General features: G+C 73.5%; 24 protein-coding genes and 1 riboswitch. Of the genes, 13 read left to right on the top strand and 11 right to left on the bottom strand.

The window, feature by feature from the left end; all coding sequences use genetic code 11:
- Positions 1 to 66 precede the first annotated feature (66 nt).
- Positions 67 to 414, bottom strand: a complete 348-nt coding sequence (locus ACIGW2_RS11825) for a DoxX family protein (protein ID WP_399843049.1) — start codon at positions 412 to 414, stop codon at positions 67 to 69.
- Positions 415 to 506: 92 nt separating this feature from the next.
- Here ACIGW2_RS11825 and ACIGW2_RS11820 point away from each other — a divergent pair, with 92 nt between their 5' ends.
- The 3 genes from ACIGW2_RS11820 to ACIGW2_RS11810 all read left to right on the top strand — a co-directional run bounded on the left by ACIGW2_RS11820 (position 507) and on the right by ACIGW2_RS11810 (position 2514).
- Positions 507 to 950, top strand: a complete 444-nt coding sequence (locus tag ACIGW2_RS11820; RefSeq protein ID WP_361584691.1) for a MarR family transcriptional regulator — start codon at positions 507 to 509, stop codon at positions 948 to 950.
- Between the two features lie 179 nt (positions 951 to 1129).
- Positions 1130 to 2155, top strand: coding sequence for a hypothetical protein (locus ACIGW2_RS11815; RefSeq protein ID WP_399843045.1), 1026 nt, complete (start codon positions 1130 to 1132; stop codon positions 2153 to 2155).
- Positions 2156 to 2157: 2 nt separating this feature from the next.
- Entirely contained in the window at positions 2158 to 2514 is a 357-nt protein-coding gene (locus ACIGW2_RS11810) for a GntR family transcriptional regulator (protein WP_356063531.1), read from the top strand.
- Here ACIGW2_RS11810 and ACIGW2_RS11805 read toward each other — a convergent pair.
- Positions 2507 to 3064 (bottom strand): histidine phosphatase family protein, encoded by a 558-nt coding sequence (locus ACIGW2_RS11805; RefSeq protein ID WP_399843042.1) that lies wholly within the window; start codon positions 3062 to 3064, stop codon positions 2507 to 2509. The two genes, ACIGW2_RS11810 and ACIGW2_RS11805, sit on opposite strands and share 8 nt — an antisense overlap.
- A 108-nt stretch (positions 3065 to 3172) precedes the next feature.
- Positions 3173 to 3253: riboswitch (cobalamin riboswitch) on the top strand.
- 58 nt (positions 3254 to 3311) lie between these two features.
- On the opposite strand from ACIGW2_RS11805, the gene ACIGW2_RS11800 reads away from it, so the two are divergent.
- On the top strand, positions 3312 to 3539 hold the full coding sequence (locus ACIGW2_RS11800) for a CbtB-domain containing protein (RefSeq protein WP_356063526.1): 228 nt from the start codon (positions 3312 to 3314) through the stop codon (positions 3537 to 3539).
- A 15-nt stretch (positions 3540 to 3554) separates the two neighbouring features.
- Positions 3555 to 4433 (top strand): CbtA family protein, encoded by an 879-nt coding sequence (locus tag ACIGW2_RS11795; protein WP_399843038.1) that lies wholly within the window; start codon positions 3555 to 3557, stop codon positions 4431 to 4433.
- Positions 4434 to 4646: 213 nt separating this feature from the next.
- Here ACIGW2_RS11795 and ACIGW2_RS11790 read toward each other — a convergent pair whose 3' ends face one another.
- On the bottom strand, positions 4647 to 5624 hold the full coding sequence (locus ACIGW2_RS11790; RefSeq protein WP_399843035.1) for a D-2-hydroxyacid dehydrogenase family protein: 978 nt from the start codon (positions 5622 to 5624) through the stop codon (positions 4647 to 4649).
- 254 nt (positions 5625 to 5878) lie between these two features.
- On the opposite strand from ACIGW2_RS11790, the gene ACIGW2_RS11785 reads away from it, so the two are divergent.
- Genes ACIGW2_RS11785 through ACIGW2_RS11775 form a run of 3 tightly spaced genes read left to right on the top strand, consistent with a single transcriptional unit; the run spans position 5879 to position 9167 of the window.
- A complete protein-coding gene (locus ACIGW2_RS11785; protein ID WP_399843032.1) occupies positions 5879 to 7372 on the top strand; it encodes an APC family permease in 1494 nt (497 codons plus the stop codon).
- A complete protein-coding gene (locus tag ACIGW2_RS11780; RefSeq protein ID WP_391654106.1) occupies positions 7369 to 7809 on the top strand; it encodes a hypothetical protein in 441 nt (146 codons plus the stop codon). The genes ACIGW2_RS11785 and ACIGW2_RS11780 overlap by 4 nt, the downstream gene beginning before the upstream one ends.
- Positions 7806 to 9167, top strand: a complete 1362-nt coding sequence (locus ACIGW2_RS11775; protein WP_391654107.1) for a hypothetical protein — start codon at positions 7806 to 7808, stop codon at positions 9165 to 9167. Before ACIGW2_RS11780 ends, ACIGW2_RS11775 begins: the two co-directional genes overlap by 4 nt.
- A 12-nt stretch (positions 9168 to 9179) precedes the next feature.
- Here ACIGW2_RS11775 and ACIGW2_RS11770 read toward each other — a convergent pair whose 3' ends face one another.
- Together ACIGW2_RS11770 and sigJ are read right to left on the bottom strand one after the other, a co-directional pair.
- Positions 9180 to 10421 (bottom strand): NAD(P)/FAD-dependent oxidoreductase, encoded by a 1242-nt coding sequence (locus ACIGW2_RS11770; RefSeq protein ID WP_399843029.1) that lies wholly within the window; start codon positions 10419 to 10421, stop codon positions 9180 to 9182.
- Positions 10422 to 10544: 123 nt separating this feature from the next.
- Positions 10545 to 11492, bottom strand: coding sequence for an RNA polymerase sigma factor SigJ (sigJ, locus tag ACIGW2_RS11765; protein ID WP_356063509.1), 948 nt, complete (start codon positions 11490 to 11492; stop codon positions 10545 to 10547).
- Between the two features lie 308 nt (positions 11493 to 11800).
- On the opposite strand from sigJ, the gene ACIGW2_RS11760 reads away from it, so the two are divergent.
- The 4 genes from ACIGW2_RS11760 to ACIGW2_RS11745 all read left to right on the top strand — a co-directional run bounded on the left by ACIGW2_RS11760 (position 11801) and on the right by ACIGW2_RS11745 (position 14887).
- On the top strand, positions 11801 to 12253 hold the full coding sequence (locus tag ACIGW2_RS11760; RefSeq protein WP_391654110.1) for a hypothetical protein: 453 nt from the start codon (positions 11801 to 11803) through the stop codon (positions 12251 to 12253).
- 116 nt (positions 12254 to 12369) lie between these two features.
- The gene (locus tag ACIGW2_RS11755) at positions 12370 to 12966 is read left to right on the top strand and encodes a toxin (RefSeq protein WP_399843523.1); all 597 of its coding nucleotides are present in this window, start codon (positions 12370 to 12372) and stop codon (positions 12964 to 12966) included.
- A 56-nt stretch (positions 12967 to 13022) separates the two neighbouring features.
- Positions 13023 to 14273: an MAB_1171c family putative transporter gene (locus ACIGW2_RS11750; RefSeq protein WP_361584721.1), complete on the top strand. Its 1251-nt coding sequence runs from the start codon at positions 13023 to 13025 to the stop codon at positions 14271 to 14273.
- Positions 14270 to 14887 (top strand): hypothetical protein, encoded by a 618-nt coding sequence (locus ACIGW2_RS11745; RefSeq protein WP_391654111.1) that lies wholly within the window; start codon positions 14270 to 14272, stop codon positions 14885 to 14887. Before ACIGW2_RS11750 ends, ACIGW2_RS11745 begins: the two co-directional genes overlap by 4 nt.
- Positions 14888 to 14912: 25 nt before the next feature.
- On the opposite strand, the gene ACIGW2_RS11740 is transcribed toward ACIGW2_RS11745, so the two are convergent.
- Positions 14913 to 15311: a hypothetical protein gene (locus tag ACIGW2_RS11740; protein WP_399843024.1), complete on the bottom strand. Its 399-nt coding sequence runs from the start codon at positions 15309 to 15311 to the stop codon at positions 14913 to 14915.
- A gap of 183 nt (positions 15312 to 15494) precedes the next feature.
- Here ACIGW2_RS11740 and ACIGW2_RS11735 point away from each other — a divergent pair, with 183 nt between their 5' ends.
- The gene (locus ACIGW2_RS11735; RefSeq protein WP_399843022.1) at positions 15495 to 17681 is read left to right on the top strand and encodes an FG-GAP-like repeat-containing protein; all 2187 of its coding nucleotides are present in this window, start codon (positions 15495 to 15497) and stop codon (positions 17679 to 17681) included.
- Between the two features lie 179 nt (positions 17682 to 17860).
- Here ACIGW2_RS11735 and ACIGW2_RS11730 read toward each other — a convergent pair whose 3' ends face one another.
- From ACIGW2_RS11730 to ACIGW2_RS11710, 5 genes are read right to left on the bottom strand one after another with little or no spacing between them, the layout of a single operon-like run.
- Entirely contained in the window at positions 17861 to 18511 is a 651-nt protein-coding gene (locus ACIGW2_RS11730; RefSeq protein ID WP_399843020.1) for a pentapeptide repeat-containing protein, read from the bottom strand.
- Positions 18508 to 19020 (bottom strand): hypothetical protein, encoded by a 513-nt coding sequence (locus tag ACIGW2_RS11725; RefSeq protein WP_391654116.1) that lies wholly within the window; start codon positions 19018 to 19020, stop codon positions 18508 to 18510. The genes ACIGW2_RS11730 and ACIGW2_RS11725 overlap by 4 nt, the downstream gene beginning before the upstream one ends.
- Before the next feature lie 20 nt (positions 19021 to 19040).
- Positions 19041 to 23786 (bottom strand): putative T7SS-secreted protein, encoded by a 4746-nt coding sequence (locus ACIGW2_RS11720; RefSeq protein WP_399843017.1) that lies wholly within the window; start codon positions 23784 to 23786, stop codon positions 19041 to 19043.
- Between the two features lie 2 nt (positions 23787 to 23788).
- Positions 23789 to 24433: a hypothetical protein gene (locus ACIGW2_RS11715; RefSeq protein WP_361584739.1), complete on the bottom strand. Its 645-nt coding sequence runs from the start codon at positions 24431 to 24433 to the stop codon at positions 23789 to 23791.
- Positions 24430 to 24927: a hypothetical protein gene (locus tag ACIGW2_RS11710; RefSeq protein WP_399843014.1), complete on the bottom strand. Its 498-nt coding sequence runs from the start codon at positions 24925 to 24927 to the stop codon at positions 24430 to 24432. The genes ACIGW2_RS11715 and ACIGW2_RS11710 overlap by 4 nt, the downstream gene beginning before the upstream one ends.
- Positions 24928 to 24950 lie beyond the last annotated feature (23 nt).

The raw sequence follows: 24950 nt of genomic DNA, 5'->3' as shown, positions 1-24950 counted from the left end.
GTCCCGGGCGTCCCCGCCGTCGCCGCCGTACCGGCCGGGGCGCGACGTCACCGTCGCGCCCGGGGATCAGGCGGAGGCTATGCGCAACACCAGCGCCGCCGCCGCGAGCAGCGTGAGCACGACGACCGGTGCCACGTTGAAGTCCTTCACGCGCAGGTGCGAGATCACGGCGCCGATGAAGTAGAGCGTCAGGCCCACCGCCGCGGCCGCGCCGAGCACCGGGACGAACAGGCCCGCGAGCAGACCGAGCGCGCCGGCCGCCTTCGCCGTGGCCAGCCAGGGCAGCCAGGTCTCCGGCACGCCCACCTTCTCCATGCTGCTCACCACCTGCGGATTGCGGGTGAAGGTCAGCACGGCCGAGGCGGTGGACGCGAACGCGAGCAGCCCCGCGACGACGACGTATGCGATGAACATGGTGGAGCTCCAACGATCTGGGGACGGAAACCGTTGAAGAGTAACAACGATTTGTCGCTGTCCACAATGGAGCCGCTGTTACGGTGGACGACATGGCAGACGCGCACCCCAACGACCGGCTCGGGTTCCTGCTCTCCTTCCGGGGTGAGCTCACCGGTGCGCGCATCCGCGCCGCCCTGGCCGTCGCCGGGCTGCACCCGCGCAACGCCATGACCCTGATGCGGCTCGCCCCGGGCGCCACCAGCCAGCGCGACCTCGCCGCGGCGATGGAGATCGACCCGAGCCAACTGGTCGCGATCCTCAACGAGTTGGAGTCCTCGGCGCTGTGCGAGCGGCGCCGCGATCCGGCCGACCGCCGGCGCCACATCGTGGAGATCACCCCGGCCGGCCGGGACGCCCTGGAGCGCATCGACGAGGCGGTGAGCGCGGCCGAGCGGGAGCTCTTCGGCGACCTCACCGAGGCCGAGCAGGCCCTGCTGCGGAGCCTGCTCGACCGGGTGGTCGTGGACCCGACCACCCACGAATGTGGCGAGTAGTCGCCACACCTGCCGCCCCACCCGTCGCCGCGCCCGCCGTCACGCCTGCCGCCGCACCCGCAACCTCCCCCTCGCCCACACAGCCCTCCCTCGCCCTCGCCCGCGTCACCCCCTCGGGGCCGTGCGCCCTCCAACTTGTTCTAGTAGAGTGCGAACAACTAGAACCGAGGGAGGGTCCTGTGAACAGTCCCGCGATGCGCCTCCGCGCGCTCGCCGCCGCCCCGTTCGTCCTCGCGCTCGCCGCCCACCTGCTGCTCCTCGTGCTCTGGCACGACCGCCTGCCCGACCCGCTCGCCACCCACTTCTCGGCGGCCGACGGCGGCCGCGCCGACGGCTTCACGAGCCTCGCCGGCTACGCCGCCATCAGCTCCGGACTGCTCCTCGCGCTCGGCGCCGGCTGGACCGTCTTCGTCCGCCGCTCCGTGCTCTGGGGCGCCTGGGCCACCGCCGGCTTCATCGGCGGACTGCTCGACCTGCTGCTCCGCGACAACCTCGACGCCGCCGACGCGGCCGAGGTCCGCACCCCGCTCGCCGTGTTCACCGTGGCCGCCGCCCTCGGCGCCCTGGCCGGCCTCGCCGGCTGGGCCCTCACCCGCTTCACCCGCCTCGTCCCGCCGGAGCCGGTCGCGCCCGCCGCCCCGGCCCGCACGCCGCACCTCGAACTCGGCGCCCACGAGGTGGCCGGCTGGTCCCGCGCCGCCACCTCGACGCCCGGGACCGTGCTCGGCGCCGCCTTCGTCGTCGCCGGCGCGGGCGCCCTCTTCCCCGCGCTGCTCGTCACGCCCTGGCCGTACGTCCTGATCGCGGGCATCGGCCTGGTCGTCGGCGTGTCCGGACTGGCCCTCTCCCGCGTCCGGGTCACCGTCGACCGGCGCGGCCTGACCGTCACCCCCGGCCCGCTCACCCGCCCCCGCGTCCGCGTCCCGCTCGACGAGGTCGCCTCGGCCACCGTCCGCGAGGTGCGGGCCGTCGCCGAGTTCGGCGGCTGGGGCTACCGCACCCGCCCCGGCCGCTCCGCCCTGCTGCTCCGCTCCGGCGAGGCCCTCTCCGTACGCCGCGCGAACGGCTTCGAGTTCCTCGTCAGCGTCGACGACGCCGAGACGGCCGCGGCCCTGCTCAACACCCTCGCGGCGCGCCACACCGCTGGGACCGGCCCCGCGCCCGGGAGCACGTCGGGGTCCACGCCGCCCGGTGAGAGGATCTGACCGTGCTCTTCCGGGTCGACCCCGCCTCCGCCGTCCCCCTCGGCGACCAGATCGCCGCCTGCGTCCGCGGCGCGCTCGCCGACGGCAGCGCCGAGCCGGGCGAACGTCTCCCCGCCGCCCGCGAGTTGGCCGAGTCCCTCGGCGTCAACGTGCACACCGTGCTGCGCGGCTACCAGCGCCTGCGCGAGGAGGGCCTGATCGAACTGCGCCGCGGCCGCGGGGCCGTCATCGTCCCCGGCGCCCAGGCCCCCGACCGCGCCCAGCTGGTCGAGCGGCTGCGCGCGCTGGTCGGCGAGGCGCGCCGACTGGGCCTGACGGACGAGGAGTTCCTGGACCTGGCGCGCGGCAGCCTCAGCTGAGCGGCGCGCCGAGCCGCAGGTTCCAGCGCCCCGCGCGCCCGGACAGCTCCACCCGTTGCAAGGGGCGCACGTCCAGCCGCCAGAACACCTCCTCCGGAGCGCCCAGGGCGTGTGCCACGGCCGCGCGGATCACGTCCGGCTCGGCGAAGACGCAGACGCTCTCCGCCCCGCCCAGCTCGTCCAGCCACCGCCCGACCCGGGCGCGCAGCTCCCGCAGCGACTCGCCGCCGTGCGGGGCCGCGCCCGGGTCGGTGAGCCAGGCGGCCACCGACTCCGGTTCCTCCGCGGTGAGTTGGTCGAGACGGCGCCCCCGCCAGCGCCCCATCGCACACCCCGCCAGCGCCGGCTCCGGCGAGGCCGCGGTCACGCCCAGCGCCTCCGCCGTCGCGCGGCACCGCCCGGAGGGCGAGCTCACCACCCGTACCGAGGCCGCGAGACGGAGCGGACCGAGGCCCGCCGGCGGCGGTTCCACCGGCCCCGCGTCGTCGAACGCGGCGGCGCGCAGGCCCGCGGTCAGGGCGGGCGCGATCAGGGAGACCCGTACGGTCATGGGTGATTCATCCCTCACTTCACCGACCGGGCCACCAGGCGCTCTTGGCGCGGAGTGTCCGGCGCGGTACGGTCAGTCGACATTTCCACAGAACGACGACGGCGAGACGGAAGTCCGGTGCAAGTCCGGCACGGTCGCGCCACTGTGAGCCGCCCCGAGGGCCCGGGTCCCCGGAGCGGTGAGTCAGACCCGACGACCGTCGTCGCGCACCACCGTATGGGACGCGAGTTCCCGAGGAGGTACCACCATGGCCGAGGCCATCGCTTCGCCCGTCGTCACGTCCACCCCTGCCGTCGCCCCGGTCTCGCTGCCGGTCCGCGCCGTGCTTCCGTGGGCGCTGTTCGCCGGTGTTCTGATGCTCGTCGCGCTCTACTTCGTCGGTGCCGAGCAGGGGGCGACCTCCCTGTTCGCGGGCAGCGACGTGCACGAGTGGGTGCACGACGGGCGCCACCTGCTCGGTTTCCCCTGCCACTGAGGGGCTTCCGCGCACATGTCAGTCTCCAACCCCCCACCCGGCACGCCCGCCGCGCCCACGGGTTCGCTCGTGGGCCGGCTCCTGCTCCGGGGCATGCTCGCGGGCCTGATCGCCGGACTGTTCGCCTTCGCCGTCGCGTACGTCGTCGGTGAGCCGTCCGTCAACGCTTCGATCGCGGTCGAGGAGGCGGCGGCGGCCGCCCAGGCGGAGCACCCGGGCCAGGCAGGGCACGCCGAGCACGCGGCCCCGGGTCACGACCACGGTGCCGACGGCGCGGCCACGCAGGCGGACGCCGAGGAGGAGATCGTCAGCCGGGACCTCCAGTCCACGGCGGGCCTCGCCACCGGCGTCCTCGTCTACGGGGTCGCGCTCGGCGGCATCGCGTCCCTCGCGTTCTGCTTCGTCCTGGGACGGGTCGGCCGGTTCTCCGCGAAGGCCACGGCCGCGCTCGTCGCGGCGGCGGCCTTCACCACGGTCTATCTGGTGCCGTTCCTGAAGTACCCGGCGACCCCGCCGGCCGTCGGCAACCCGGACACCATCGGGAAGCGCACCACGCTCTTCTTCCTGATGATCCTGCTGAGCGTGCTGCTCGGCGTCGCCGCGGTCATCGCGGGCCGCCGGCTCGCCCCGCGCCTCGGCAACTGGAACGCGACGGTCGTCGCGGGCGCGGGCTTCGCCGCCGCGGTCGCCATCGCCTGCGCGGTCCTGCCCGCCAACGGGGACGCGGTCAAGGCCGACTTCCCCGCCGCCGTGCTGTGGGACTTCCGGCTCGCGACGCTCGGCATCCAGGCGGGCCTGTGGGTGGTCTTCGGACTCGCCTTCGGGCTCCTCGCGGAGCGCCTGCTGGCCCCGAAGCCGGAGGCCCGGGAGGCGGTTCCGGCGCCGGCCGCCTGATCCGGGCCGCCCGATCCCGGTCGCCCGATCCCGGTCTCCCGGTTCACGTACGTGCAGGGCCCCGGCCCCGTCCACCGCGCCAGGTGTACGGGGCCGGGGCCCCGTCCGTACCCGCGTCCCCACGCGCGCGTGCCCGGCGCGTCCCCACGCGCGCGTGCCCGGCCGCCCACCCGTCCGCCCGGGTACGGGTCCTCAGCCCGACTCCACGGGCCCTCACCCCAGCTCGCGCACCGGCTTCCCCGCCAGCCAGGCCTCGATGTCCTCCACCGCCTGCCCGAAGTAGCGGGCGTAGTTGCCGCGGGTGACGTACCCGAGGTGCGGCAGCGCGAGCACGTTCGGCAGAGTGCGCAGGGGGTCGTCGGCGGGCAGCGGCTCCGTCTCGTACACGTCCAGACCGGCGCCCGCGATCCAGCCCTCGCGCAGCGCGCGCAGCAGCGCGGCCCCGTCGACGAGTCCGGCCCGCGAGGTGTTCACCAGGTACGCGTCGGGGCGCATCGCGCGCAGCTCCGGCTCGCCGATCAGCCCGCGGGTGCGGTCCGAGAGCACCAGGTGGAGCGAGGCGACGTCGGCGGCGGCGAGCAGTTCGCGCAGGTCGCCGGCGCGCCGTACGCCGTGCTCGGCGGCCCGCTCGTCGTCGAGGTGCGGGCTCCAGGCGACCACGTCCATGCCGAAGGCCCGGCCGATCCGGGCCACCCGGCCGCCGATCTTGCCGAGGCCGACCAGCCCGAGGGTGCGGCCCGCGAGGTCGAGCCCCACGCTGGACTGCCAGGGCCCGCCGGCCCGCAGCGCGGCGCTCTCCGCGTGCACCTGCCGGGCCAGGCCCAGGATGAGCGCCCAGGTCAGCTCGGTGGGCGGCTCGGAGGCGCTGGCCGTGCCGCAGACCGTGATCCCGCGCGCGCGGGCGGCGGCCAGGTCGATCGAGGCGTTGCGCATCCCGGAGGTGACGATCAGCCGCAGCCGGGGGAGCCGGGCGAGCAGCGCGGCGTCCAGCGGGGTGCGCTCGCGCATCACGACCAGGATCTCGCAGTCCCCGACGGCGGCCACGAGCGCGTCGGCGCCGGCGTCGGTGCGCGGGTCGAGGTGCTCGCGCAGCGCGCGGACCTCGACCCGGCCGTCGAGCGGGCTCCAGTCGGCGGAGGTGAGGGCGACGCCCTGGAAGTCGTCGAGGATCGCGCAGCGGGGCAGAGTCATGCCGGCCATGATCGCGCACCGGGCGGGAGCGGCGGCACCCCGCACGGGCCAGCGGCCGGTACGGGTCGGCTCGGGGCGACGATCGTACGGCGCCCGCGGCGGGGGCGCGCGCCGGGCTGCGGCGGGCGGGTGAGCGTGTCCCCGCGGGTCGTTGCCGAAGCGACAAACCCCCACCCTCCGCACAGAATCGGGATGATCCACCGGCCCGGCCAGACGCCCGCCGGGACTGGCGGTGGGGAGAGGGAGCCGCGCAGATGAGTTCCATGGACGTACCGGCCGAGGTGCCCCACCAGGCCGGTCAGCAGACCACCACCACGGCCGTCGCCGCCGGCCGCAGACCCGCCACCCCCACCATGACCTGGGTGACGCTCGCGCTGATGACCACCGCCTCGGTGGCCAGTCTGCGGGCCGCTCCCACCATGGCGGTCTACGGCCTCGCCTGCGTGTTCCTCTACCTCGTGCCGGCGGTCGCCTTCCTGCTGCCCACGGCGCTGGTCTCCGCCGAGCTCGCCTCGGGCTGGAGCGGCGGCGTGTACCGCTGGGTCGCGGAGGGACTGTCGAAGCCGCTCGGCTTCCTCGCCGTGTGGTGCCAGTTCGCGATGACGATCTTCTACTACCCGAGCCTGCTCGCGTTCGTGGCCTCGACCATCGCGTACGTCATCGATCCGGCCCTCGCCTCCAACGGCCTCTACACGGCGATCGTCATCATGGTCCTCTACTGGACCGGCGTGTGGGTGTCCTCGCGCGGCACCAAGACCCTGGCCGGGCTGTCCAGTTGGGGCCTGATCATCGGCACCCTGGTGCCCGGCACGATCCTCGTCGTGCTCGGCATGGTCTTCCTGGGCCAGGGCAACCCGTCCGCCGCGCCCATGGACGGCAGCCACCTGCTGCCGCAGTGGACCGGACTCGCCAGCCTGGTCCTGATCGTCAACAACTTCCTCTCCTACTCCGGCATGGAGATGAACGCGGTGCACGTCTCCTCGCTCAAGGACCCGGCGAAGGAGTACCCGAAGTCGATGTTCCTGGCGATGGGCCTGGTGCTGCTGATCTTCATCCTGCCCGCGCTGGCGATCAGCTGGGTGGTGCCGGCCGACAAGCTGAGCCTGACGGCGGGCGTGATGCAGGCCTTCGACGCCTTCTTCTCCTACTTCGGCGTGGGCTGGATGACCCCGATCGCCGCCGTGATGCTGATCTCCGCCTCCCTGGCCGGCATGCTGACCTGGCTGGCCGGCCCGTCCAAGGGCCTGCTCGAGATCTCCCGGCACGAGGGCTATCTGCCGCCGTTCCTGCAGAAGTTGAACAAGTACGGCATCCAGCAGAACATCCTGGTCACGCAGGGCGTGGTGACCTCGCTGATCGCCCTCGGGTACGCGCTGATCCCGAACGTGTCGAGCGTCTACTGGATCTTCTCGACGATCACCACCCAGGTGTACCTGATCGTCTACCTGCTGATGTTCGCGGCGGCCATGCGGCTGCGGAGGAACCAGCCCGACCACCCGCGCGGCTACCGCGTCCCGGCGCTCGGCCTGGTGTGCGTGGTCGGCCTGCTGGCCTCCGCCGCCGCCCTGGCCATCGGCTTCGTACCGCCCTCGCAGTTCGCGGGCGGGAGCGTCTGGTCGTACATCCTCATCGTCGGCGGCGGTCTGGTGATCCTGGGACTGCTGATCCCCTGGCTGTTCCTGAGGTTCCGCAAGCCGAGCTGGAGCGCCGCGGCCACCGGTGAGAACGGACGGGAGACGACGTCATGAGCCCCACCGAGTTCGCCGCCCGGCACAAGTGGATCTATCTCGGCGCGATCGTCATTCTGGTCGGCCTGCTCGTCACCGGCCTGGTCCGCTACAGCAGCGCGAAGCGCTCCGCGGAGACCTCGAAGAAGGCCGACCAGCTGAGCCGGGAACTGGTCAGGGCCGGTTACCCCGCCCCCGACAAGGACACCACCGAGCGGCTGCTCGGCACCGACGGCGGCCAGGTCTGCGAGGCCCCGGGCAACGCCCTGAAGAAGGCCCTCTACCGGATCCAGGCACTCTCCAACGGCGCCACCGGCCCCGGCATGCGCCCGGTGATCGCCGACAGCAAGGCGGTCGGCGCCGAGCGGATCGTCCTGAAGGTCTACTGCCCCGACAAACTCGACGAGTTCGACGAGGCGGTCGAGGAGTACGAGACCGACGAGACGGTACGCCGATGAGCACCGCGGCGGGCCCGCCGGAACCGGCGGGGGAGCCCGTGCAGGGGCCGCCCGGCGAGGAGGCCGACGAACTCGGCGTCCTCCGGGCCCGGGTGGCCTCGCTCGAAGCGGCCGCCGCTGCCGCCGCCGCGAAGCCGGCACGTCCGCCGCACCACCGGGTCCGGGCGTTCTTCTCGGCCCTGCTCATCGTCGTCGGCTGCGTGCTCGCGCCGCTCGGTCTGGTGGCCGCCTGGGCGGCGGACCAGATCGGCGACACGGACCGGTACGTGGCCACGGTCACGCCGCTCGCCTCCGACCCGGAGGTCCGGGCGGCGGTCGCCGACCGCGTCACCGACGTCGTCATGGAGCGCATCGACCTCGACGCCCTCCTCGAAGGCGTCGCCCCGGACCAGCGCCCGGCGCTCGCCAAGGCGCTGGGCAAGCTGGGCGACTCGCTGGAGGGAGCCGTACGCAGCTTCGTCCACGACAAGGCACAGGACGTCGTCGCATCCGACGCCTTCGAGACGGTGTGGACCGAGGCCAACCGGGCCGTCCACACCTCCCTCGAACGCGCCCTGACCGGCAGCGACGAGGGCGCGGTGAAGATCGAGGAGAACACCGTCTCCCTCGACCTCGGCCCGGTCGTGGACCGCGTGAAGGAACGCCTGGTCGACTCCGGCCTGACCGTCGCGGGCCGCATCCCCGAGGTCCACACCGCCTTCACGGTGGTCCAGGCCGACGACATCGGCAAGGTCCGCACCCTCTTCGACCTGCTCCAGAAAATGGGCTTCTGGCTCCCGGTCCTCGCGGTCCTCCTGGTCGTCGCCGGCGTCCTGCTCGCGAGCCACCGCCGGCGCACCCTGATCGCGGCGGCCCTCGGCTTCGCGGCGGCCTCCCTGCTCCTCGGCATCGGCCTGACCGTCTTCCGCTCGGTCTATCTCAACGCCCTCCCGGCCGGCGTCTCGCCGGGAGCCGCGGGCTCCGTCTACGACATCCTGGTCCGCTACCTGCGCACCTCGGTCCGCGTCTTCGTCACCCTCGGCCTGATCGCCGCGCTCGCCGCCTGGCTCTCCGGCCCGAGCCGCCCCGCCCGCCTGACCCGCGGCCTGTGGCACTCCGGCATCACGGCCACCCGCACCACCGCCGACCGCGCCGGCCTCCGCCTGGGCCCGGTCACCCCCTTCGCCCACCGCCACTCCACCCTCCTCACCTGGCTCCTGCTGGCCGCGGCGGTCCTCGCGTACGTGCTCTGGCCGCACCCGACGGGCTGGGTGGTCGTGGGCCTCGCCCTCGCCTTCCTCCTCGCCCTGGCGGTGAAGGACTTCCTGGCGGAGGAGACGGGCGAGGACCGGGGCCCCGCCCGCACCGCCCACCCGTAGTCCGGCCGCACCTCAAGCCATCGCCTCCGCGGTGGCCCCCGTCACGGCCGCGTGGCGGACCACACGGCGCCGGCGGGTGGGGAGGCCGTTGGTGGGGTTGGCGACGCCCCAGGCGGCGCCCTTGCAGATGAGTTCCTTGTAGACGGCGGCGAGGCGGCCGGTGAGGGCGCGGTCGACGGCGCGGTCGTCGGCGGTGACGAACTGGATCAGGCCCTCCTTGCGGCCCAGGGAGACGCACTGCTGGAAGTAGCGGAGGGGGACCTGCGGGACCTTGGTGCCGGTGAGCCGGGCGGCGATGGCGTCGGCGGCCTGCCAGGCCATGGGGACGCCCGTGGCGCAGGACATGCGCAGCGGCTTGTCGTTCGGGCCGAGCGCCATCGCCGCGTCGCCGATCGCGTAGACGTCGGGGTGCGACACCGAGCGCATGGTCCCGTCGACGACGATCTGGCCGGCGTCGGTGAGCCGCAGGGCGGTGGCCTCGGCGAGCGGGCGGACGGCGAAGCCGGTGGTCCAGACGGTGACGTCGGCGGCGAGGGGCGTGCCGTCGGCGGTGACCACCCGGTCGGCGGCGACCTCGGCGACGGCCGTGTGCTCGTGGACGGTGATGCCGAGCCCGTCGACCACCTTCCGCAGGTGGGCGCGGCCCTTCGCGGAGAGCCAGTCGCCGAGGGCGCCGCGGGCGACCAGCGCGACGTCGAGGTCCGGGCGGGTCTCGGCGATCTCGGTCGCGGCCTCCAGGCCGGTCAGCCCGCCGCCGACGACGACCACGGTCCGGCCGGCGCCGAGCGCCGCCAGCCGCTCGCGCAGCCGCAGGGCGCCGGGGCGGCTGGACAGTTCGTGGGCGTGGGTGGCGGCGCCGGGGACGCCGCCGTCGTTCCAGCCGCTGCCGAGGGCGTAGACGAGGGTGTCGTACGGCAGGTCCGCGGTCTGCTCGCCGGCGCCGGCGCCGGCGCCGTCCCCCGTGCCGCTGCCGGCGACGGTGACCGTCTTCCGCTCGACGTCGACGGCGGTGACCCGGCCGAGCCGCAGCTCGACCCCCGTACCCGCGAACATCTCGGCGAACGGACGCGGCCTGAGGTCCTGTCCGGCCGCGAGCTGGTGCAGCCGGACCCGCTCGACGAAGTCGGGCTCCGGGTTCACCAGGGTGATGGCGACGTCCTCGCGGTGCAGCCGCCGGGCGAGGCGGCCGGCCGCGAGGGCGCCGGTGTAGCCGGCGCCGAGGACGACGATGCGGTGCTGCTGCGTGTGCTGCATGTCGGTGCTCCTGTCTGGACGGTTCCGCCGCGGTCCGGCGTGGTGTCGCCCCTTGAACCGGGCGGCCCGACGTTTCCTGACAGGTTCGGGGTGTGACCTGCGTCACATGCATGTCGGCCCTCGTCAGAGGGTGTGGAGCGGCGCCTCCCGGGGTCCTTCGCCGGCGGCCCAGAGCTCGGTCGCGCGGACCAGCTTGTCGGGGTTCACCTGGCTGCGGACCGCGACGATGCCGTCCGCCGTGACGTCCAGGCAGCTGATCCCGACGACCCGCCCGTCCACGACGGCGAGCAGGGCGGGCCCGCCGTTGGCGATCGCGACGTGGATCTCGGGCGTCCCGCCGAGCAGTGTCCGCTTCGCGGGGCTCGGCTTGAAGAGGCCGCGCAGGAACGTGGCCACCGCGACCGCGCCCTCGAACGCCTTCGCCCGCGCCGGCACCTTGCCGCCGCCGTCGCCGACCGAGATCGCGTCCTCGGTGAGCAGCCGGAGCAGCGGCTCGGTCTGCCCGCTGGTCGCCGCGGCCAGGAACTCCTCGACGATCCGCCGGGCCGCGGCCTCGTCGATCTCGGTGCGCGCCCGGCCGTCCGCGATGTGCTTCTTCGCGCGGTGGTACGTCTGCTGGCTGGCCGACTCGGTGATGTCGAGGATCTCGGCGATCTCCCGGTGCGGGTAGTCGAACGCCTCCCGCAGCACGTACACGGCCCGCTCGCCCGGCGACAGGCGCTCCATGAGGACGAGCACGGCGTACGACACCGACTCGCGCTGCTCGGCCGTGTCGGCCGGCCCGAGCATCGGGTCCCCGGCCAGCAGCGGCTCGGGCAGCCACCGCCCGACATAGGTCTCGCGCCGGGCCCGCGCCGACGTCAGCTGGTTCAGGCAGTAGTTGGTGAGCACCTTGGTCAACCAGGCCTCGGGCACCTCGATCCGCCCGACGTCGGCCGCCTGCCACCGCAGGAACGTCTCCTGCACGGCGTCCTCGGCCTCCGCCGACGAGCCGAGCAGCCGGTAGGCGATGGCCTCCAACCGCGGCCGCGCGGCCTCGAACCGGTCCACGTCACTCATGATCAGGGCCATGGGCCCCATGGTAGGCGGGAGTTCCCCTGCTCGCCCGGTGCCGGGGGACTGTCGCGGTGTCAGGGGTGCGCTATGGAGCGGCCCCTGACGGGCTGGCATACTGCACGGGTAGCCCTTCGTGCATCCCCCGTCGCGAAGGGCTACACCTTTGAGCAGTGGCGGGCGGTGTCCGCGCACGGGTGTGTCACACGGCCAGGGGACTCCCCTGTGGTCCCCTGGCCGTGTTTTTTGTAGTTAACAGTGACGTAGAGTGTTTACGCAAGCCCGGCACCTGCGCCGGTGCGCGATGCGAACAGTAGGTAAACAGGATGGGCATCGGAGAAGAACAGGCGCCTGAGCTGCACTCGTTGCAGCAGAAGGTCGAGTACATGCTGGAGAAGACCTTCCCCGGCCAGAAGGTGTCCGGGCGGACCTTCGCCGAGCTGGTCAAGGAGCGCGGCGGCTCCCTCTCCCACAGCTACTTCTCGAACATCCTGGCCGGCAAGGTCACGCAGCCCTCCGAGGAGATCCTCAAGGCGCTCGGGCTCGGCTTCGGCGTGGACTGGCGGTTCTTCAAGGAGGAGTCGGAGGTCGTCGGCGACGTCGTCGCCGGGCTCCAGTTCCTCGCCAAGCGGCGCACGGGCGAGATCGGCGGCCTCGCGGGCCGGGGCATCGACGACGACGGACTGCCGGCCGAGCTCCTGGAGTTCGCGCTCTCCCTCCTCGCCGACACCAAGGCGAAGGAACGGCCGGAGGACGGGACGGCCCCGGCGGGCGAGTAGCGACCGGTCGGCCCACCGGACGGCGGCAGCGGGGCGCGGCTCCATGGCGGCGACCGGCGTTGGCTAAACTCGCCAGGCGCATGTCACACACGCGTGACGACGACCAAGAGGCCCCCATGTCCCTGCGCGAACTGCGCAAAGAGTGCGAAGCTGGACTGGCTGACCTTCCGATACCGGCGCCCTTCACCATCGAAGGCCTGGTGGCGAACATGGAGGCGGCCAGAGGCCGCACGATCGTCCTCCAGGAGCTGCCCGAACGCCTGGCGCGCGTCAACGCCGCCTGCGGCCTGCGCCTGAAGGCCGGTGACACGAGCTATGTGCTCTACCGGCCCCGCCCCACCGCGTACCAGACCCAGCACGTGATCCTGCACGAGCTGTGCCACGAGTGGTTCGACCACGGCACCAGCCTCGACGCGGACCGGCTCCGGGCGCTGCTCCCGGTGTTCGACACCTCGCTGATCACGCGGATGCTCGCCTCGGACGCGGTCCAGGCCCGGGCCCAGTACGACACCCACGACGAACGCGTCGCCGAGTTCGGCGCCTCCCTGATCCCCCGTATGGCCAGGGACGTGACCAGCGACGACATGGTCGGACGGCTCGCCAACTCGCTCTCCCGCCCCGTCGCCCACCGCCGCCGCTCGCTCTTCCGCGACACGCTCGGCCTTCGCGAGGCGTTCCGGCTCCGCGACACGTTCCGCTTCCGCCGCTCGTGACCCCGCGCGGCCGCGGCCCCCAGCCCCCACACCCGTAGAACACCCGAGGAACTGACGTGACCGGACTCGACCTCGCCGGCTACCTCGTCGCCGGTCTGATGACCGCCGTCGCCCTGTGGCGCATGCCGGCCGCCCTCTGGGGCGACGAGGAGGACAAGCGCCGCCGCGCCCTGTGGGGCTGCTACGCGGGCTTCGCCCTCGCCCTGTGGACCAAGACCCGCGTCGTCCGCATCGGCCTCAACAACAGTGCCGTCGTGGACCTCGCGGTGCTCATCAAGCACTACACCTCCACCATCGCGATCCTGGCGATCCTCAGCTACATCGTCGCCATCTACGGGCACTTCCCGGAGGGCGGCACGATCCCCCGCCACGTACGGTTCGCCCGGATCGTCCAGCGCGTGGCGGCCAAGGCCTCCGTGGCCACCCTGATCCTGCTGACCGTGCTCTTCTTCACGGTCGTGGACCGCTCGGTCCCCGCCGACCGGTTCGTCGCCGAGCACGCCGGCCAGTGGGGCGCCACGCTCTACATGAGCGTGTTCTACCTGTACTTGGGCGCCGCGTCCGCCGTCTGCGCGTACCAGTGGGCCCTCGCCACCGCCGACGCCCGGGCGCTCCACCTCCGGGTCGGCCTCGGCATGATGACCTTCGCGATGTTCATCGGCGTCGGCTACACCCTCTCGCGCACCCTCTTCCTGTGGATCAGCGTGGTCGACCGGCCGAGCGAGGGCTTCGCGCTCGCCTTCGACGAGATCACCGAGGCCGCCCAGGTGGTCCTCTTCGCCTTCTTCGCGATCGGCGCCTCCCTGCCCGCCTTCAGCAAGGGCTGGCGGCGCGTCCGGCTGTGGCGGGCCCAGGCGAACCTGCACCCGCTGTGGCGCGAGCTGATGGCCGCCTTCCCCGACCAGCCCTTCGCCCCGCCGGCCTCGCTCGCCCGCGAACTGACCCGCTTCGGCACCCCGGCCGACCTGCGCGTCGACCGCTGGGCCGCCGACATCGCCGACGCCGTCGAGAAGCTCCGGCACTACGTGCCCGACGGCCTGCTGACCGCCGCCCGCGAGGCCGCCGAACGCGAGGCCGCGGACCCGGCGGAGGCGGGCTCGCTCGCCGACGCGTACTGGATCAAGGCCGCCCTGGTCGCCAAGGCGGAGGGCGCGCCCGCCGGGAAGCCGGCCGCCTTCGCGACCAAGCACGTCACGGACCAGGACGGCGAGGTGGCCTGGCTGGTACGGGTGGCCGCCGCGTACAAGACCATCCCGGACCAGCGCAGCCGCGCCGTGCTGCGCTCGACCCTGGAGCACACGGCATGACGACCGGTACCGGCACTCGTATGCGTCACGGAGGTACGGGGGACGCGGCCCCGGTGGCCCGGACGGTCACCGACGTCCTCCAGCCCCGCAACGTCCTCCTCGCCGGCATGCTCGGCATCGGACTCGCCGCGGCCGGCGGCCACTGGAGCGGCCTGCTGTGGGGACTGCTCGGCGCCCTGTGCGCCGGGCTGATACCCGCCGGCTACATCGAGTGGGAACGCAAGCGCGGCACCTGGGGCGACCGCCACGTGGTCGACCGCACCCAGCGGGCCCCGATCTTCTTCGTCATCCTCGGCTCCATCGGCACCGGTTCGCTGGTGATGCTCCTCGGCGGCGCGCCCACGCCCATCCTGGTCGCGATGCTCGCGCTGTGGGTGATGACCGTGGGCCTCCTCGCCGTGAACACCGTCTGGAAGATCTCTGTCGACTCCGCCGTCGCCTCGGCGGTGGTGGCCCTGCTCGCCGCCGTCCACTCGCCGTGGTGGCTGTGCGCCTACGCCCTCACGGCCGCCGTCTGCTGGTCCCGCGTGGCGCTGACCTACCACACGGTCGCCCAGACCCTGGCGGGCGCCGCCCTGGGCGCCTCGACGGCGGCCGCGTTCCTCCTCGTCTGACGAACGGCACCTCACGGGCGGCGTCTCACGGACGGGGGGCGCCCGGCGGCCGGAACGGCACGGCCACGTCCGCCACGTGCTCGTCGGGCCCGGCCGTGGCCCCATTCGGGTGGTACACCTCGCGGTGGGAGGCCGTGCGTACGCAACCGCGGCCGGTGAGCCAGGCGTTCACGGCGTCGTGGGCGGCCGCCATCGCCGGGTGGCTCCCGGCCCGCTTCGCCAGGGCGGTGTACGCCTCGCGGTGCGCGGGCTCGATCCGCACCCCGGTCCGCTCCGTCGGTCCGACCGGAGCGTGCGTGGGGGCGCAGACCTCGACCAGTCCGGCGGAGTCCTCGCTCACCAGGGCGTGGTAGACGGCGAAGACCGGCCCGGCGAGATCGGCGCCCGCCCCGCGCAGCCGGGCCTGCCCCTGGGGGAGGGGCAAGCAGACGAGGCGCGGAGGGGACGGGCGGACCGCGACCGGTGCCGGGGCCACCGGCGAGATTCCGACAGGTTTCCTTTTCGGCCATGTTCGGGGGCGTGCCCTGGCGTCGTACAACTCTTCGGCCCGTCCGCGGTCTCACTCGGTGGGGCGCATGGTGCGCCCGGCGCCTTGGGGGGATTGCTCGTGTCTCTGGTCCGTTCGACGCGACGGCGGCTCGCCGTCGCCACCGTTCTCGTCGTCACGCTCGGGACGGCCGGTCTGACCGCTCCGGCGTACGCCGCCCCGCTCTCGGGCGGGGCGCTCACGGCGGACGCGACGACGAGCACGGACCCGCTGGCGTACCCCAGGGGCAGCAGGCTCACCGGGGTCGGTGTGACCGGCTTCCTGACGACCGACAGCAGCGGTGTCACGACCTTCCGGCGCTACTCGGACGGTTCCGGGCAGGGGTACAGCGGCGCCGTGTACTTGCGCTCGACGCCGACGACGGACTTCCTGGTCTTCCGGGGCGCGTACACGATCGCGCAGCGGAACCTGGCGACGAACGGCTCCCTCGAAGTCGCCGTCGGTTCCCTGCCCGGCGACGCGAAGTGGGCGGGCGCGGCGGGTGACGCCGTCTTCACGACCGTCGTCACCGAGGCCGGCACGGTGCTCCGCAAGCACGTCGACGGCGCTCCCGTCGTGACCGTCACCGGCCTGCCCGCCGACGCGACGCTCGTCACGGTCACACCTGCCACCCACGCCCACGCCAAGGTCACCTTCTCGCAGAGCGGGTCGAGCAAGTGGGGCTTCCTCGACCTCGCCACCGGCGTCCTCACCCCCGGGTCTCCCGGGATCGGTACGCACGCGGTCTCCGTGACCCACACCGCCTGGGTCTCCGGTGCGGCGACGGACCAGGGGCCCCGGGTCTTCGTCGCGGACCGGGCCTCGGGCGCCGTGCAGGAGGCGCCGGTGCCTCCGGTGCCGTCGCTCGGCAACCTCCAGGTCGGCCTGGTCGGCGACTGGGTCCTCTACGGGCAGAAGGGCGGCATGGACTTCGTCCAGCCGAGCGTGCACCACGCCATCACCGCCTACAACCTCGTCACCGGGACCACGGTCAAGGTGCTCGACCACGCCTACGAGTTCGCGTCCGCCCCCGACGGCAGCCTCTATGCGCGCGGCGGCCTCGTCGGCCAGGGGGAGGGCATGTACCGGATCGCGGCCGGCGGTGGCGACGCCCTGAAGGCCGAGCTCATCGCGGCGACCGGCGAGCCCACCGAGGTCGTCGCCACGGCTTCCACCGTGCCCCCGGCCGTCCTCGACCTCGACCGGGCCAACGGGTTCACCTTCCGGTGGACGCTGTCGCGAGAGGTGTCGATGGCGAAGCTCACCGTCCGCCACGTACGGACGGGAAAGGCCCACACCATGACCGCCGCGCTCAGTGGCAGCACGCCGGTCTTCAGCTGGGTCGACGACGACTGGGCCGAGGACGCCCCCAACGGCGACTACACCTGGAGCATGACCGGCACGCCGGCCAACGGCATCGGCCCGGACGTCACCGCCGGCGGCACGTTCAAGGTCGTCCGCAAGGCGCAGCCGCACGACTTCAACGACAACGGCAGCCCCGACCTGCTCAGCCGGGACTCCGCAGGCCGCCTGTGGCGCACGGACCTCTTCTACCGTCCGACCGACGCGCGCCGCGGCGTCAACGAGGCCGGGACCAGGACCTATCTCGGCTCGGGCTGGGGCATCTACGACCGGATCGAGGCCGCCGGGAACCTGGGCGGCACCCCGGTCGGGGACCTCCTGGCCCGCGACAAGTCCGGTGTGCTCTGGCTCCACCAGGGCACGGGAACCGGCAACTTCGCCACCCGGATCCAGATCGGTGGCGGCTGGCAGGTCTACGACAAGATCACGTCCGGCAGCGACCTGACCGGCGACGGCCGCGTCGACGCGCTGGCCACGGACAAGTCCGGCGTGCTCTGGCTCTACACCGGCACCGGCAGCGCCACGAAGCCGTTCCTCCCCCGCAAGAAGCTCGGTACCGGCTGGCACGTCTACAACGACATCACGGCCGTCGGCAACATCGCGGGCGGCACCGCCGGTGATGTCGTCGGCCGTGACAAGGACGGCGTGCTCTGGCTCCACCTGGGCAAGGGCGACGGCACGTTCGCGCCCCGTTCGAGGATCGGCACCGGATGGAACGGCTTCCGCCCGCTGATCGCCGCCGGTGACGCGGACGGCGACGGACGCCCCGACCTCATGGGCCTCGGCGTGTCCTACCAGACGCCGAAGCTGTACAAGAGCACCGGCGACTGGAGGGTCCCGTTCCGTACCGGCGAGGCCATGTACCTGCAGCAGGTCACCGCGAACACAGCGGACTTCGTGTTCTGACCCCGCAGCCCCCGTACCGCGCCTCACCGGAGCTCCGCCACCGCCGCACCCCGCACCTGCTCCAGGTCGGCGATGGAGGGCGGGGCTCCGGCAGCGGCGTGCGGAACGTGACCCCGGTGGTCAGGAGATCGTCGTCCAGTCCGCCCAGGGAGAGCGACACGTGCGCCCGCACCTCGGCGTCACCGAAAGGGTCCTGCGCGGTCCGCAGGCAGGCCTCGGCGCGGCACCCGGGCGCCGGTCAGCACCGCGCCGTCCAGGCGGGCCGCGACCAGGACCGCGTCCGTCAGGTCGGCGTCGGAGAGGTCCGTGCCGGTGAGGTCGGCGCCGACGAGTCGCGCACCGCGCAGGGAGGCCCCGCGGGCGACGGCGCCGGCCAGCCGGGCGCGGGAGAGAAGGGTGCCGTCGGCGCGGGCGCCGGTCAGGTCGGCGCCGCCGAGGTCGCAGAGGCCGGCGTTCGCCTCGGTGAGCGTGGCGCCCGTCAGGGTGGCCTCGCGCAGATCGGCGCCGGTCAGCGAGGCGCCCGTGAGGTCGCACCGGGCGAGGACGGCGCCCCGCAGGTCGGCGTGACCGAGGTAGACGCCGGTCAGGTCCACGCCCGAGAGGTTCGCTCCCGCGAGCGGGATGCCGCCGAGGTCGTTCTCGGTGCCCCACGGCCCCGTCCACGTCCGCACCATCGCACGCCAGTCGCCGGCCCCGCCGGCCCCGCCGGCCCCGCCGGTCAGGACGGACCAGAGCGCGGTCAGGAACGCGGCGTTCTCCGGCCGGGTCCACCGCTCCCGCAGCCCGGCGGCGTGGCTGTCCTCGTCGGCGGTGCCGGGCGGAGTGGTCACGACCCCCAGCCCGGACCACGGCCCGGGCGGTCGCTGACGGAGAGCTCCGCCACCGCCGCGTCCCGCACCTGCTCCAGGTCGGCGATGTAGGGCGGGGCGTCCGGCAGCGGCGTGCAGAACGTGACCTGGGCGGTCAGGAGATCGTCGTCGAGCCCGCCCAGGGAGAGCGACACGTACGCCCGCACCTCGTCGTCACCGAAATGCTCCTGCGCGGTCCGCAGACAGGCATCCGCGTACGCGAGGCAGCGGCGCAGCAGCACGGTGGCTCGCTCGTCCGCGGCGGCGGGCTCGGTCGGGAGGTCGTAGTCCGTCATCCCGCGGCCGTTGACCGTGGTCTCCTCGGCCAGGCGGTCGAAGTGGGGCCCGGCCGGGTCCGGGAGGAGATCGGTCAGCACCCGCGCGCCGCTCCCCGTCACCGACCAGCCCCGCTCCACGACCTCCTGGAACATCGGCGGGATGTCCGAAGAGGACAGACCGGTCAGGTCCGCGTCCGCCAGGAGCTTCCTCATCCACTGGTTGGTGCGCACGTCTACCCTTCGCCGAGTGCGGCGAGACCCTTCCTGATGCCCGCGATGAATCCGGGGTTGTTGCCGACGGCCTTCTCGATGCTTCGCGGGAGCCCCTCGAACTTCCCGGTCTCGAAGTCGAACTGGTACTTCGCCCCCTTGTTGCTCTGGTCCTGGAAGTGCAGCTGCCCTGGGCGCTGGCCGGGGTTGGGGTTCTCCACGTCGATCCGGTAGGGCCCATGGTTCCACAGCGTCTTGCTGGTGATCTGGGGTCCGTTCGCGCCGATCATGCCCCGGTCGGCGGGGTCCTTGATGCCGTAGCGCTCGCGGTCCTCCTTGATGCGCTGCTCGACGACGTCCGGGTGGTAGGGGTCCTTCTCGAACGCCGGTGACGAGGTGTACCCCTCGCGCAGCGGCTCGTAGGGAGCGAGGCCCAGCGGGTCGGCCCAGGTGTGCGGGTTGTGCACGTAGGCCGAGGGGTTGGGGCCGGGCGCGAGGCCGAGCGGGTCCTGGGTGAGATAGCGGGCGGTCTCGGGGTCGTAGTGCCGGTGCAGGTTGTAGTGCAGGCCGGTCTCGGTGTCGTAGTACTGCCCCGGGAAGCGCAGCGGGGTGTACGCGGTGCTGTTCCTGGACCAGGCGGTGGTGCCCCAGAGCGTCGAGCGGGTGAGCCAGGCGATCCCGCCCGTCTCGTCGACGAGTTCGGTCGGGGTGCCGACGAGGTCGGTGGCGATGGCGAAGAAGCGCTCGTCGAAGACCTCCTGCGAGGTCTCGTCGGTGAGCACGCGTTCCGTCTGGGCCAGCGGCCGGATTCCGTGGTGGTCCCACGTCAGGGCGACGGGCCGGGCGAATCCGGAAGCGGTGCCGGTCTGTTCGCACAGGGTCCAGCCGTCCCAGGTGAAGCGCACCTCCTCGACGACCGTCTCCCCGTCCTCGCCCAGGCGCTGCTTCGCGGTGCGCCGGCCCAGCGGGTCGTAGCGGTAGCGCCACCGGGTGCCGTCGGGGGTGGTGACGGCGGTGAGCCGGTCCTCGGCGTCCCAGCTGTAGCGCCAGGTGTCGGCCTTGCGGGACAGCCGGGTCTTGCGGCGCACGGTGACCCGGCCGGCGTCGTCGTGCTCGAAGCGCACGGCTCCGGCCCGGGTGAGGTCCGTGCCGGCGTAGGCACGCGGGCCGGTCGCCTCGTGTCCGGCGTGTTCCCGGGGCCAGGACGCCCCGGTCTGCTCGCCGGCCTCGTCGTAGGCGTACGTCTCCGTCCAGCCGGGGGCCGACACGGTGGTGACGCGGCCCGCGCCGTCGAGCTCGTAGCGGAAGGAGCCGCGCAGGCTGTCGTCGAGGGCGGTGAGGTGGCCGTCCGCGCGGTAGGCGTAGCCGCGGCGGCTGACGGTGCGGGCGCCCGCGGTGAGGTGCCGGCCGGTCAGCCGTCCGTTCTCGTCCCAGGTGGACGCCAGCGTCAGGGCGTCGCCGACCTCCTGGCGGACCTCCCGGCCCGCCGCGTCGCGGGCGAAGCCGATGCGGCGCGTTCCGCTGGTGAGGGTGGCGAGACGTCCGGCGGCGTCGTAGCGGTAGGTGGTCGTGTGCCCGGTGGGAGTGGTGCGGCGGGAGCGGCGCCCGGCGGCGTCGTGGGCGAAGGCGAGCAGCCGCCCGTCCACGATCTCCGCCTTCAGCTCGCCACGGCGGCCGTACTGCCGCACCAGCTCGCCGTCCGGTCCCGCCGCGTGCACGAGTCGTCCGACGCCGTCGTAGGCGTAGGTGGTCACGTGGCCGGCCGCCTCCTTGCGGACGACCCGACCGAGCGCGTCCCGCTCGTAGCGGACGGTCTCCCCGGCCGCGTTGGTCCGGGCGATCACCTCTCCGGCGGCGTCCAGCGTGTAGCGGAGGGTTCGTCCGTCGAAGTCCGTCTCGGCGACCGTGCGGCCCGCCCGGTCGTAGGTGTACGACCAGGTCAGCCCCCGCGGTCCGGTGACCGTGGTCAGGCGCAGCGAGGCGTCGTGCTCGAAGGTGTGGCGCGCGCCGTCGGGGCCGGTGCGGGCGGAGAGCAGGTCGAAGTGGGTGTACTCGAACCGGCTGGTGAGGCCGGCCCGGTCGGTGTGGGAGGTGCAGTTGCCCTCGCCGTCGTACGTCCAGGTCTCGGTGGTGCCGTCCGGGTGGACGCGCCGGGAGAGCTGCCCGTCGGGCGTCCAGTCGAGGGCGGTGACCGCGCCGAGGGGGTTCGTGAGGCGGACGAGGCGGCCGAAGGCGTCGCGCTCGTAGCGCGTGGTCCCGCCGACCGGGTCGGTGACCTCCAGCGGCAGACCGGCCGCGTCGCTGCGGTACGTCGTGACCGCGCCGGACTCGTCGGTGCGGGAGACCGGGTGGCCGTGTGCGTCGTAGCGGTAGCGGGTGGTGTGACCGGCGGCGTCGGTGACGGCGACCAGGTTGCCGTGGGCGTCGTACTCCTGCTGGACGCGGGTGCCGTCGGCGTCCGTGAACACCCGGGGGAGCCCGTGCTCGTCGCGCTCGACGGCGACCCGGCCGCCGTCCGGCCGCAGGACCGTGAGGAGCCGGCCGGCCTCGTCGTAGGTGTACGAGGTCGTGCGGCCCAGCGCGTCCGTCCGCGTCAGCAGGTTGCCGTGCGCGTCGTGGGTGAAGCGGGTGGTGTGGCCGAGCGGGTCGGTGGTCGCCAGGACGCGGCACGCGCCGTCGATCAGGTGACGGGTGACGCGGCCGTCGGCGGTGGTGAGGGTGGTGGTCCGGTGGCCGGTGGCCGGGTCGGGGGCGCCGTACGCGAGGGTGAGCTGGAGGTGGCCGGCCTCGCCGCCCTCGCCGATGACCCGGTCCTGCTCGTCGTAGGCGTAGTCGTAGCGGCTGCCGTTGGAGTCGATCCACGCGATCACCCGGTGCCGTTCGTCGTAGACGAAGGTCAGGGTGGCGCCGGACGGCTTGGTGACGGCGGTCAGGTCGCCGTCGGTGTAGGCGTAGCGCTTGAGGTCCCGGGCGGTGCCGTCGGGCAGTCGCAGGGACAGCCGGGTCACCCGGCCGTCCGCGGTGTCGACGGCCACGTGGTAGCCGCCCGAGTGGACGAGGGCGAGCGGGGTGCCGTCCTCCGCGCGCTCGATGCCGACGGTGTGCCGTTCGCCCCGGTCGGCGGTGCGGACCAGCCAGGCCACCCCGTCGCCGCCCGGCTCGGTGCCGGCCGGGGCGGCGAAGTGGCGGGTCAGCCCGGTGTCGGGGTCGGTGAGGGTGTAGTCGCCGTGTTCGTCGCGGGCGAGCAGGCCGCGCCGCACGCCGGACTCGGGAAGGGTGGGGACGCCGGGCACCGGGTGCGGGTGGCTGAGCAGCAGCCCGTCGTCGGTGACGTGGACGACGCCGCGGGCGTCGATCTCCAGGCGCTCGTCCACGGTGGAGGACCAGGAGGGGCCGAAGAAGCGTCCGGCGGTGTAGCCGGACTCGGTGCGCCGGGTGACGGCCAGCGGCAGCGTGCCGGGCAGCACCACGTCGGTCTGCGGCAGGAACATCCGCCCCGAGGCGAGGTCCACCGGGTCGGTCTCGCCGACGGGCCGGTGGGCGTCGGGCCGGTTGTGCGTGCCGTTCGGGGCGTCGTCGAGCAGCCGGCGCGCCCGGTTGGCGTCGGCGGCCAGGTCGGCGGCCTCCGCCGCGACCCGCACCCCCTTCACCGCCGCGCCGCCACCGCCCGTCGCGGCGGTCAGCACCAGGTCGGGGACGAGCCGCCCGAAGCCCTCCGCGGGGTCCTTCATGAAGTTGTCCAGCATCTGCTTGCCCGCGCCCCACGGGTCGTTGGCGACCTGGACGAGGCCGGCGGCGAGGCTGTTGAGCTGGGTGGCGTACTCGGCGGGGTGGGTGATGTTGTACGGGTCGGTGGGGTTGACGCTCCGCACGAAACTGAGCAGCCCCGCCGTGCCCTTGACGATGCCGCCGCCGAAGTGGGTCTTCATCACCTCCAGTTCGGCGAGGCCGTCCAGGGCCTGTTCGGCGTACGAGGGCTTCGGCGGAGCCTCGTCCCGGGCGGCCCGCACCGCGGAACGGGCGGTCTCCGCCGCGCTGTTGCGCTGCTTGCGGGCCTCGGCGAGGATCTCCTGCGCCTCCTCCATCAGCGCCTTTCCGGGGTCGACGAAGGCCCCGGGCCTGGGCGGCAGGGAGGCGGGGTCGCGCTGGTCGGCGGGCTGCGCGTTGTACCGCTCGGCGGCGGTCCGGTAGGCCTCGACCTTCTTGAGGTGGGCGTCCGCCGCGTCCTCGGACGCCTTCGTGCCCTGCTTCCACTTGTCGATGGCGGCCTGGGCCTGCCCCTGCGCCCACTCCACCGTCGAGGCGAAGTTCGCGAGGGCGGTGGCGGCCTTCCCGAAGGCGTCGGCGCCCTTGAACCACTTGGCCGGCTCGACGGCCACCTTCTCCCGGAACGCGTCCGCCGCCGCGCCCTTGAGCGCGGACGGGTCCAGGCCCTTGAGCCCCTTGCCCACCTTGTCGAACGAGGACTGCAGGTCCTGGAGATGGGAGGCGGTGGAGCGCAGCTCGGAGACGCTGCCGTAGATCAGCTTGGTCTTGTCCTCGGTCTGCCCGAGGTCCATCTCGTCGACCTCGGCGCCCATCCGGTTGGCCACCGAACGGGACTGCTCGCGCACCCAGTCGGCTCCGGAGTCCCAGCCCACGTCCTCCAGCCGGTCGGCGGTCCAGTTGCCGGCGTCCTCGACCCGGTTGCCGACCCACTCGACGCCGTCCTCGACCACCTTCTCGACGGAGTCGGGCGTGATGTCGCTGATGAAGTCCCCGATGCCCACCGTCAGTTCCCCCCGTCACTCTGCTGCCGGGCCGCCCTTTCCTCGGGGGACGGGCCGTAGGTCTCGTCGACGGCGCGGTCGAAGGCGTCCTGGTCCACGCCGAGGAGCTCGTTGAGGATCCGCGACTGGCGTCCGCCGTTGCCCTCGGTCAGGACGGCACGGCCGGTGTCCTTCCACGTCTGGGTGATGTCGTCCCCGGCGCGTTCGAAGGACTCGGCGCTCCAGTCGGGGTTCAGGTAGTCGGGGGTGAGGACGTCGCCCCAGCTCTGTTTGACGACGTCCGCCTCGGAGGCGTGGGGGTTGCCGACGGCGGAGTTCACCGCGATCTTGAACGTGCCGTCGATGTACTGGTCCTCCTCCCACACGAGCCCGGCGGCGAGGCCCAGCGCCGCCGCGAGGGTGTTGGCGTCCTGGAGGAGCGCCCGTACGCCCCACTCCCAGCGCTCGCAGTAGTCCTCGAAGTCCGTCGCCAGTCCGTGGTGCCCGGCCTCCATGCCCGTCAGCGACAGGTCCGAGAGCCCCTTGCCGAGCACGGCTCCCGTGCCCGTGCCGATCTCCCGCAGCTCCTCGGTGGCCGAGCGGATGCCCTCGGTGAGCAGCTTGACGGTCTCGGGGGAGAGGTGCAGGTCCTCGGGGCCGCCGCTCACCGGACACCCCCGTCCCGTACCGGGGCGTCGCCGGCGCCACCGACAGCGCCATCGACGGCTACGTCGACGGCGACGGAGTCGGGCACGATGCCGGCGACCGGCGGGAAGAACATCGCCCCGTCGGGATCGGCGATGTCCACCGCCACACCGGCGGGAACGCCCATGGCGGGAACGATCTCGTCGAGCAGCCGTGCCCCGCGCAGCACCGAGTACTCCCACTCGCGTCCGGTTTCGCCGTGCCCCGCGGTGTCGCCGTTCCGCGCGGTGTCGCCGTTCCGCGCGGTCTCCCGGGCGCGGGTGAACCGGGCGAGCGCCGCCTCGTCGGTGAAGGCGCAGATCCAGCGCACTCCGCCGAGCTCCGCCGTCCACAGCCCGCCCGAGTCGATCGGTACGAGCACCAGCGCCCGCCGCAACTCGCCCACCATGTCCCTGGCATCGCCCTGCCCGCCCCGCACCCCGGCGATCCGCTCCGCGAGCGCCGTACGGTTGCCCATGCTGTCCCCCTTCGCGTCGCCAG

It is taken from the genome of Streptomyces sp. NPDC053541, assembly GCF_044544705.1.
GTDB lineage: Bacteria > Actinomycetota > Actinomycetes > Streptomycetales > Streptomycetaceae > Streptomyces.
The sequence above is the reverse complement of the archived record's forward strand: the minus strand, read 5'-3'. Positions and strand labels throughout refer to the sequence as shown.

Bases quoted from the DNA above. Each gene is read 5' to 3' on its own strand.
- ACIGW2_RS11800 (WP_356063526.1), top strand. From the start codon at position 3,312: ATGGCCGAGGCCATCGCTTCGCCCGTCGTCACGTCCACCCCTGCCGTC.
- sigJ (WP_356063509.1), bottom strand. From the start codon at position 11,492: ATGGCCCTGATCATGAGTGACGTGGACCGGTTCGAGGCCGCGCGGCCG.
- ACIGW2_RS11780 (WP_391654106.1), top strand. From the start codon at position 7,369: ATGAGCCCCACCGAGTTCGCCGCCCGGCACAAGTGGATCTATCTCGGC.
- ACIGW2_RS11760 (WP_391654110.1), top strand. From the start codon at position 11,801: ATGGGCATCGGAGAAGAACAGGCGCCTGAGCTGCACTCGTTGCAGCAG.
- ACIGW2_RS11745 (WP_391654111.1), top strand. From the start codon at position 14,270: ATGACGACCGGTACCGGCACTCGTATGCGTCACGGAGGTACGGGGGAC.
- ACIGW2_RS11805 (WP_399843042.1), bottom strand. From the start codon at position 3,064: ATGACCGTACGGGTCTCCCTGATCGCGCCCGCCCTGACCGCGGGCCTG.
- ACIGW2_RS11820 (WP_361584691.1), top strand. From the start codon at position 507: ATGGCAGACGCGCACCCCAACGACCGGCTCGGGTTCCTGCTCTCCTTC.
- ACIGW2_RS11770 (WP_399843029.1), bottom strand. From the start codon at position 10,421: ATGCAGCACACGCAGCAGCACCGCATCGTCGTCCTCGGCGCCGGCTAC.
- ACIGW2_RS11795 (WP_399843038.1), top strand. From the start codon at position 3,555: ATGTCAGTCTCCAACCCCCCACCCGGCACGCCCGCCGCGCCCACGGGT.
- ACIGW2_RS11825 (WP_399843049.1), bottom strand. From the start codon at position 414: ATGTTCATCGCATACGTCGTCGTCGCGGGGCTGCTCGCGTTCGCGTCC.
- ACIGW2_RS11790 (WP_399843035.1), bottom strand. From the start codon at position 5,624: ATGACTCTGCCCCGCTGCGCGATCCTCGACGACTTCCAGGGCGTCGCC.
- ACIGW2_RS11710 (WP_399843014.1), bottom strand. From the start codon at position 24,927: ATGGGCAACCGTACGGCGCTCGCGGAGCGGATCGCCGGGGTGCGGGGC.
- ACIGW2_RS11725 (WP_391654116.1), bottom strand. From the start codon at position 19,020: ATGAGGAAGCTCCTGGCGGACGCGGACCTGACCGGTCTGTCCTCTTCG.
- ACIGW2_RS11785 (WP_399843032.1), top strand. From the start codon at position 5,879: ATGAGTTCCATGGACGTACCGGCCGAGGTGCCCCACCAGGCCGGTCAG.
- ACIGW2_RS11775 (WP_391654107.1), top strand. From the start codon at position 7,806: ATGAGCACCGCGGCGGGCCCGCCGGAACCGGCGGGGGAGCCCGTGCAG.
- ACIGW2_RS11755 (WP_399843523.1), top strand. From the start codon at position 12,370: ATGTCCCTGCGCGAACTGCGCAAAGAGTGCGAAGCTGGACTGGCTGAC.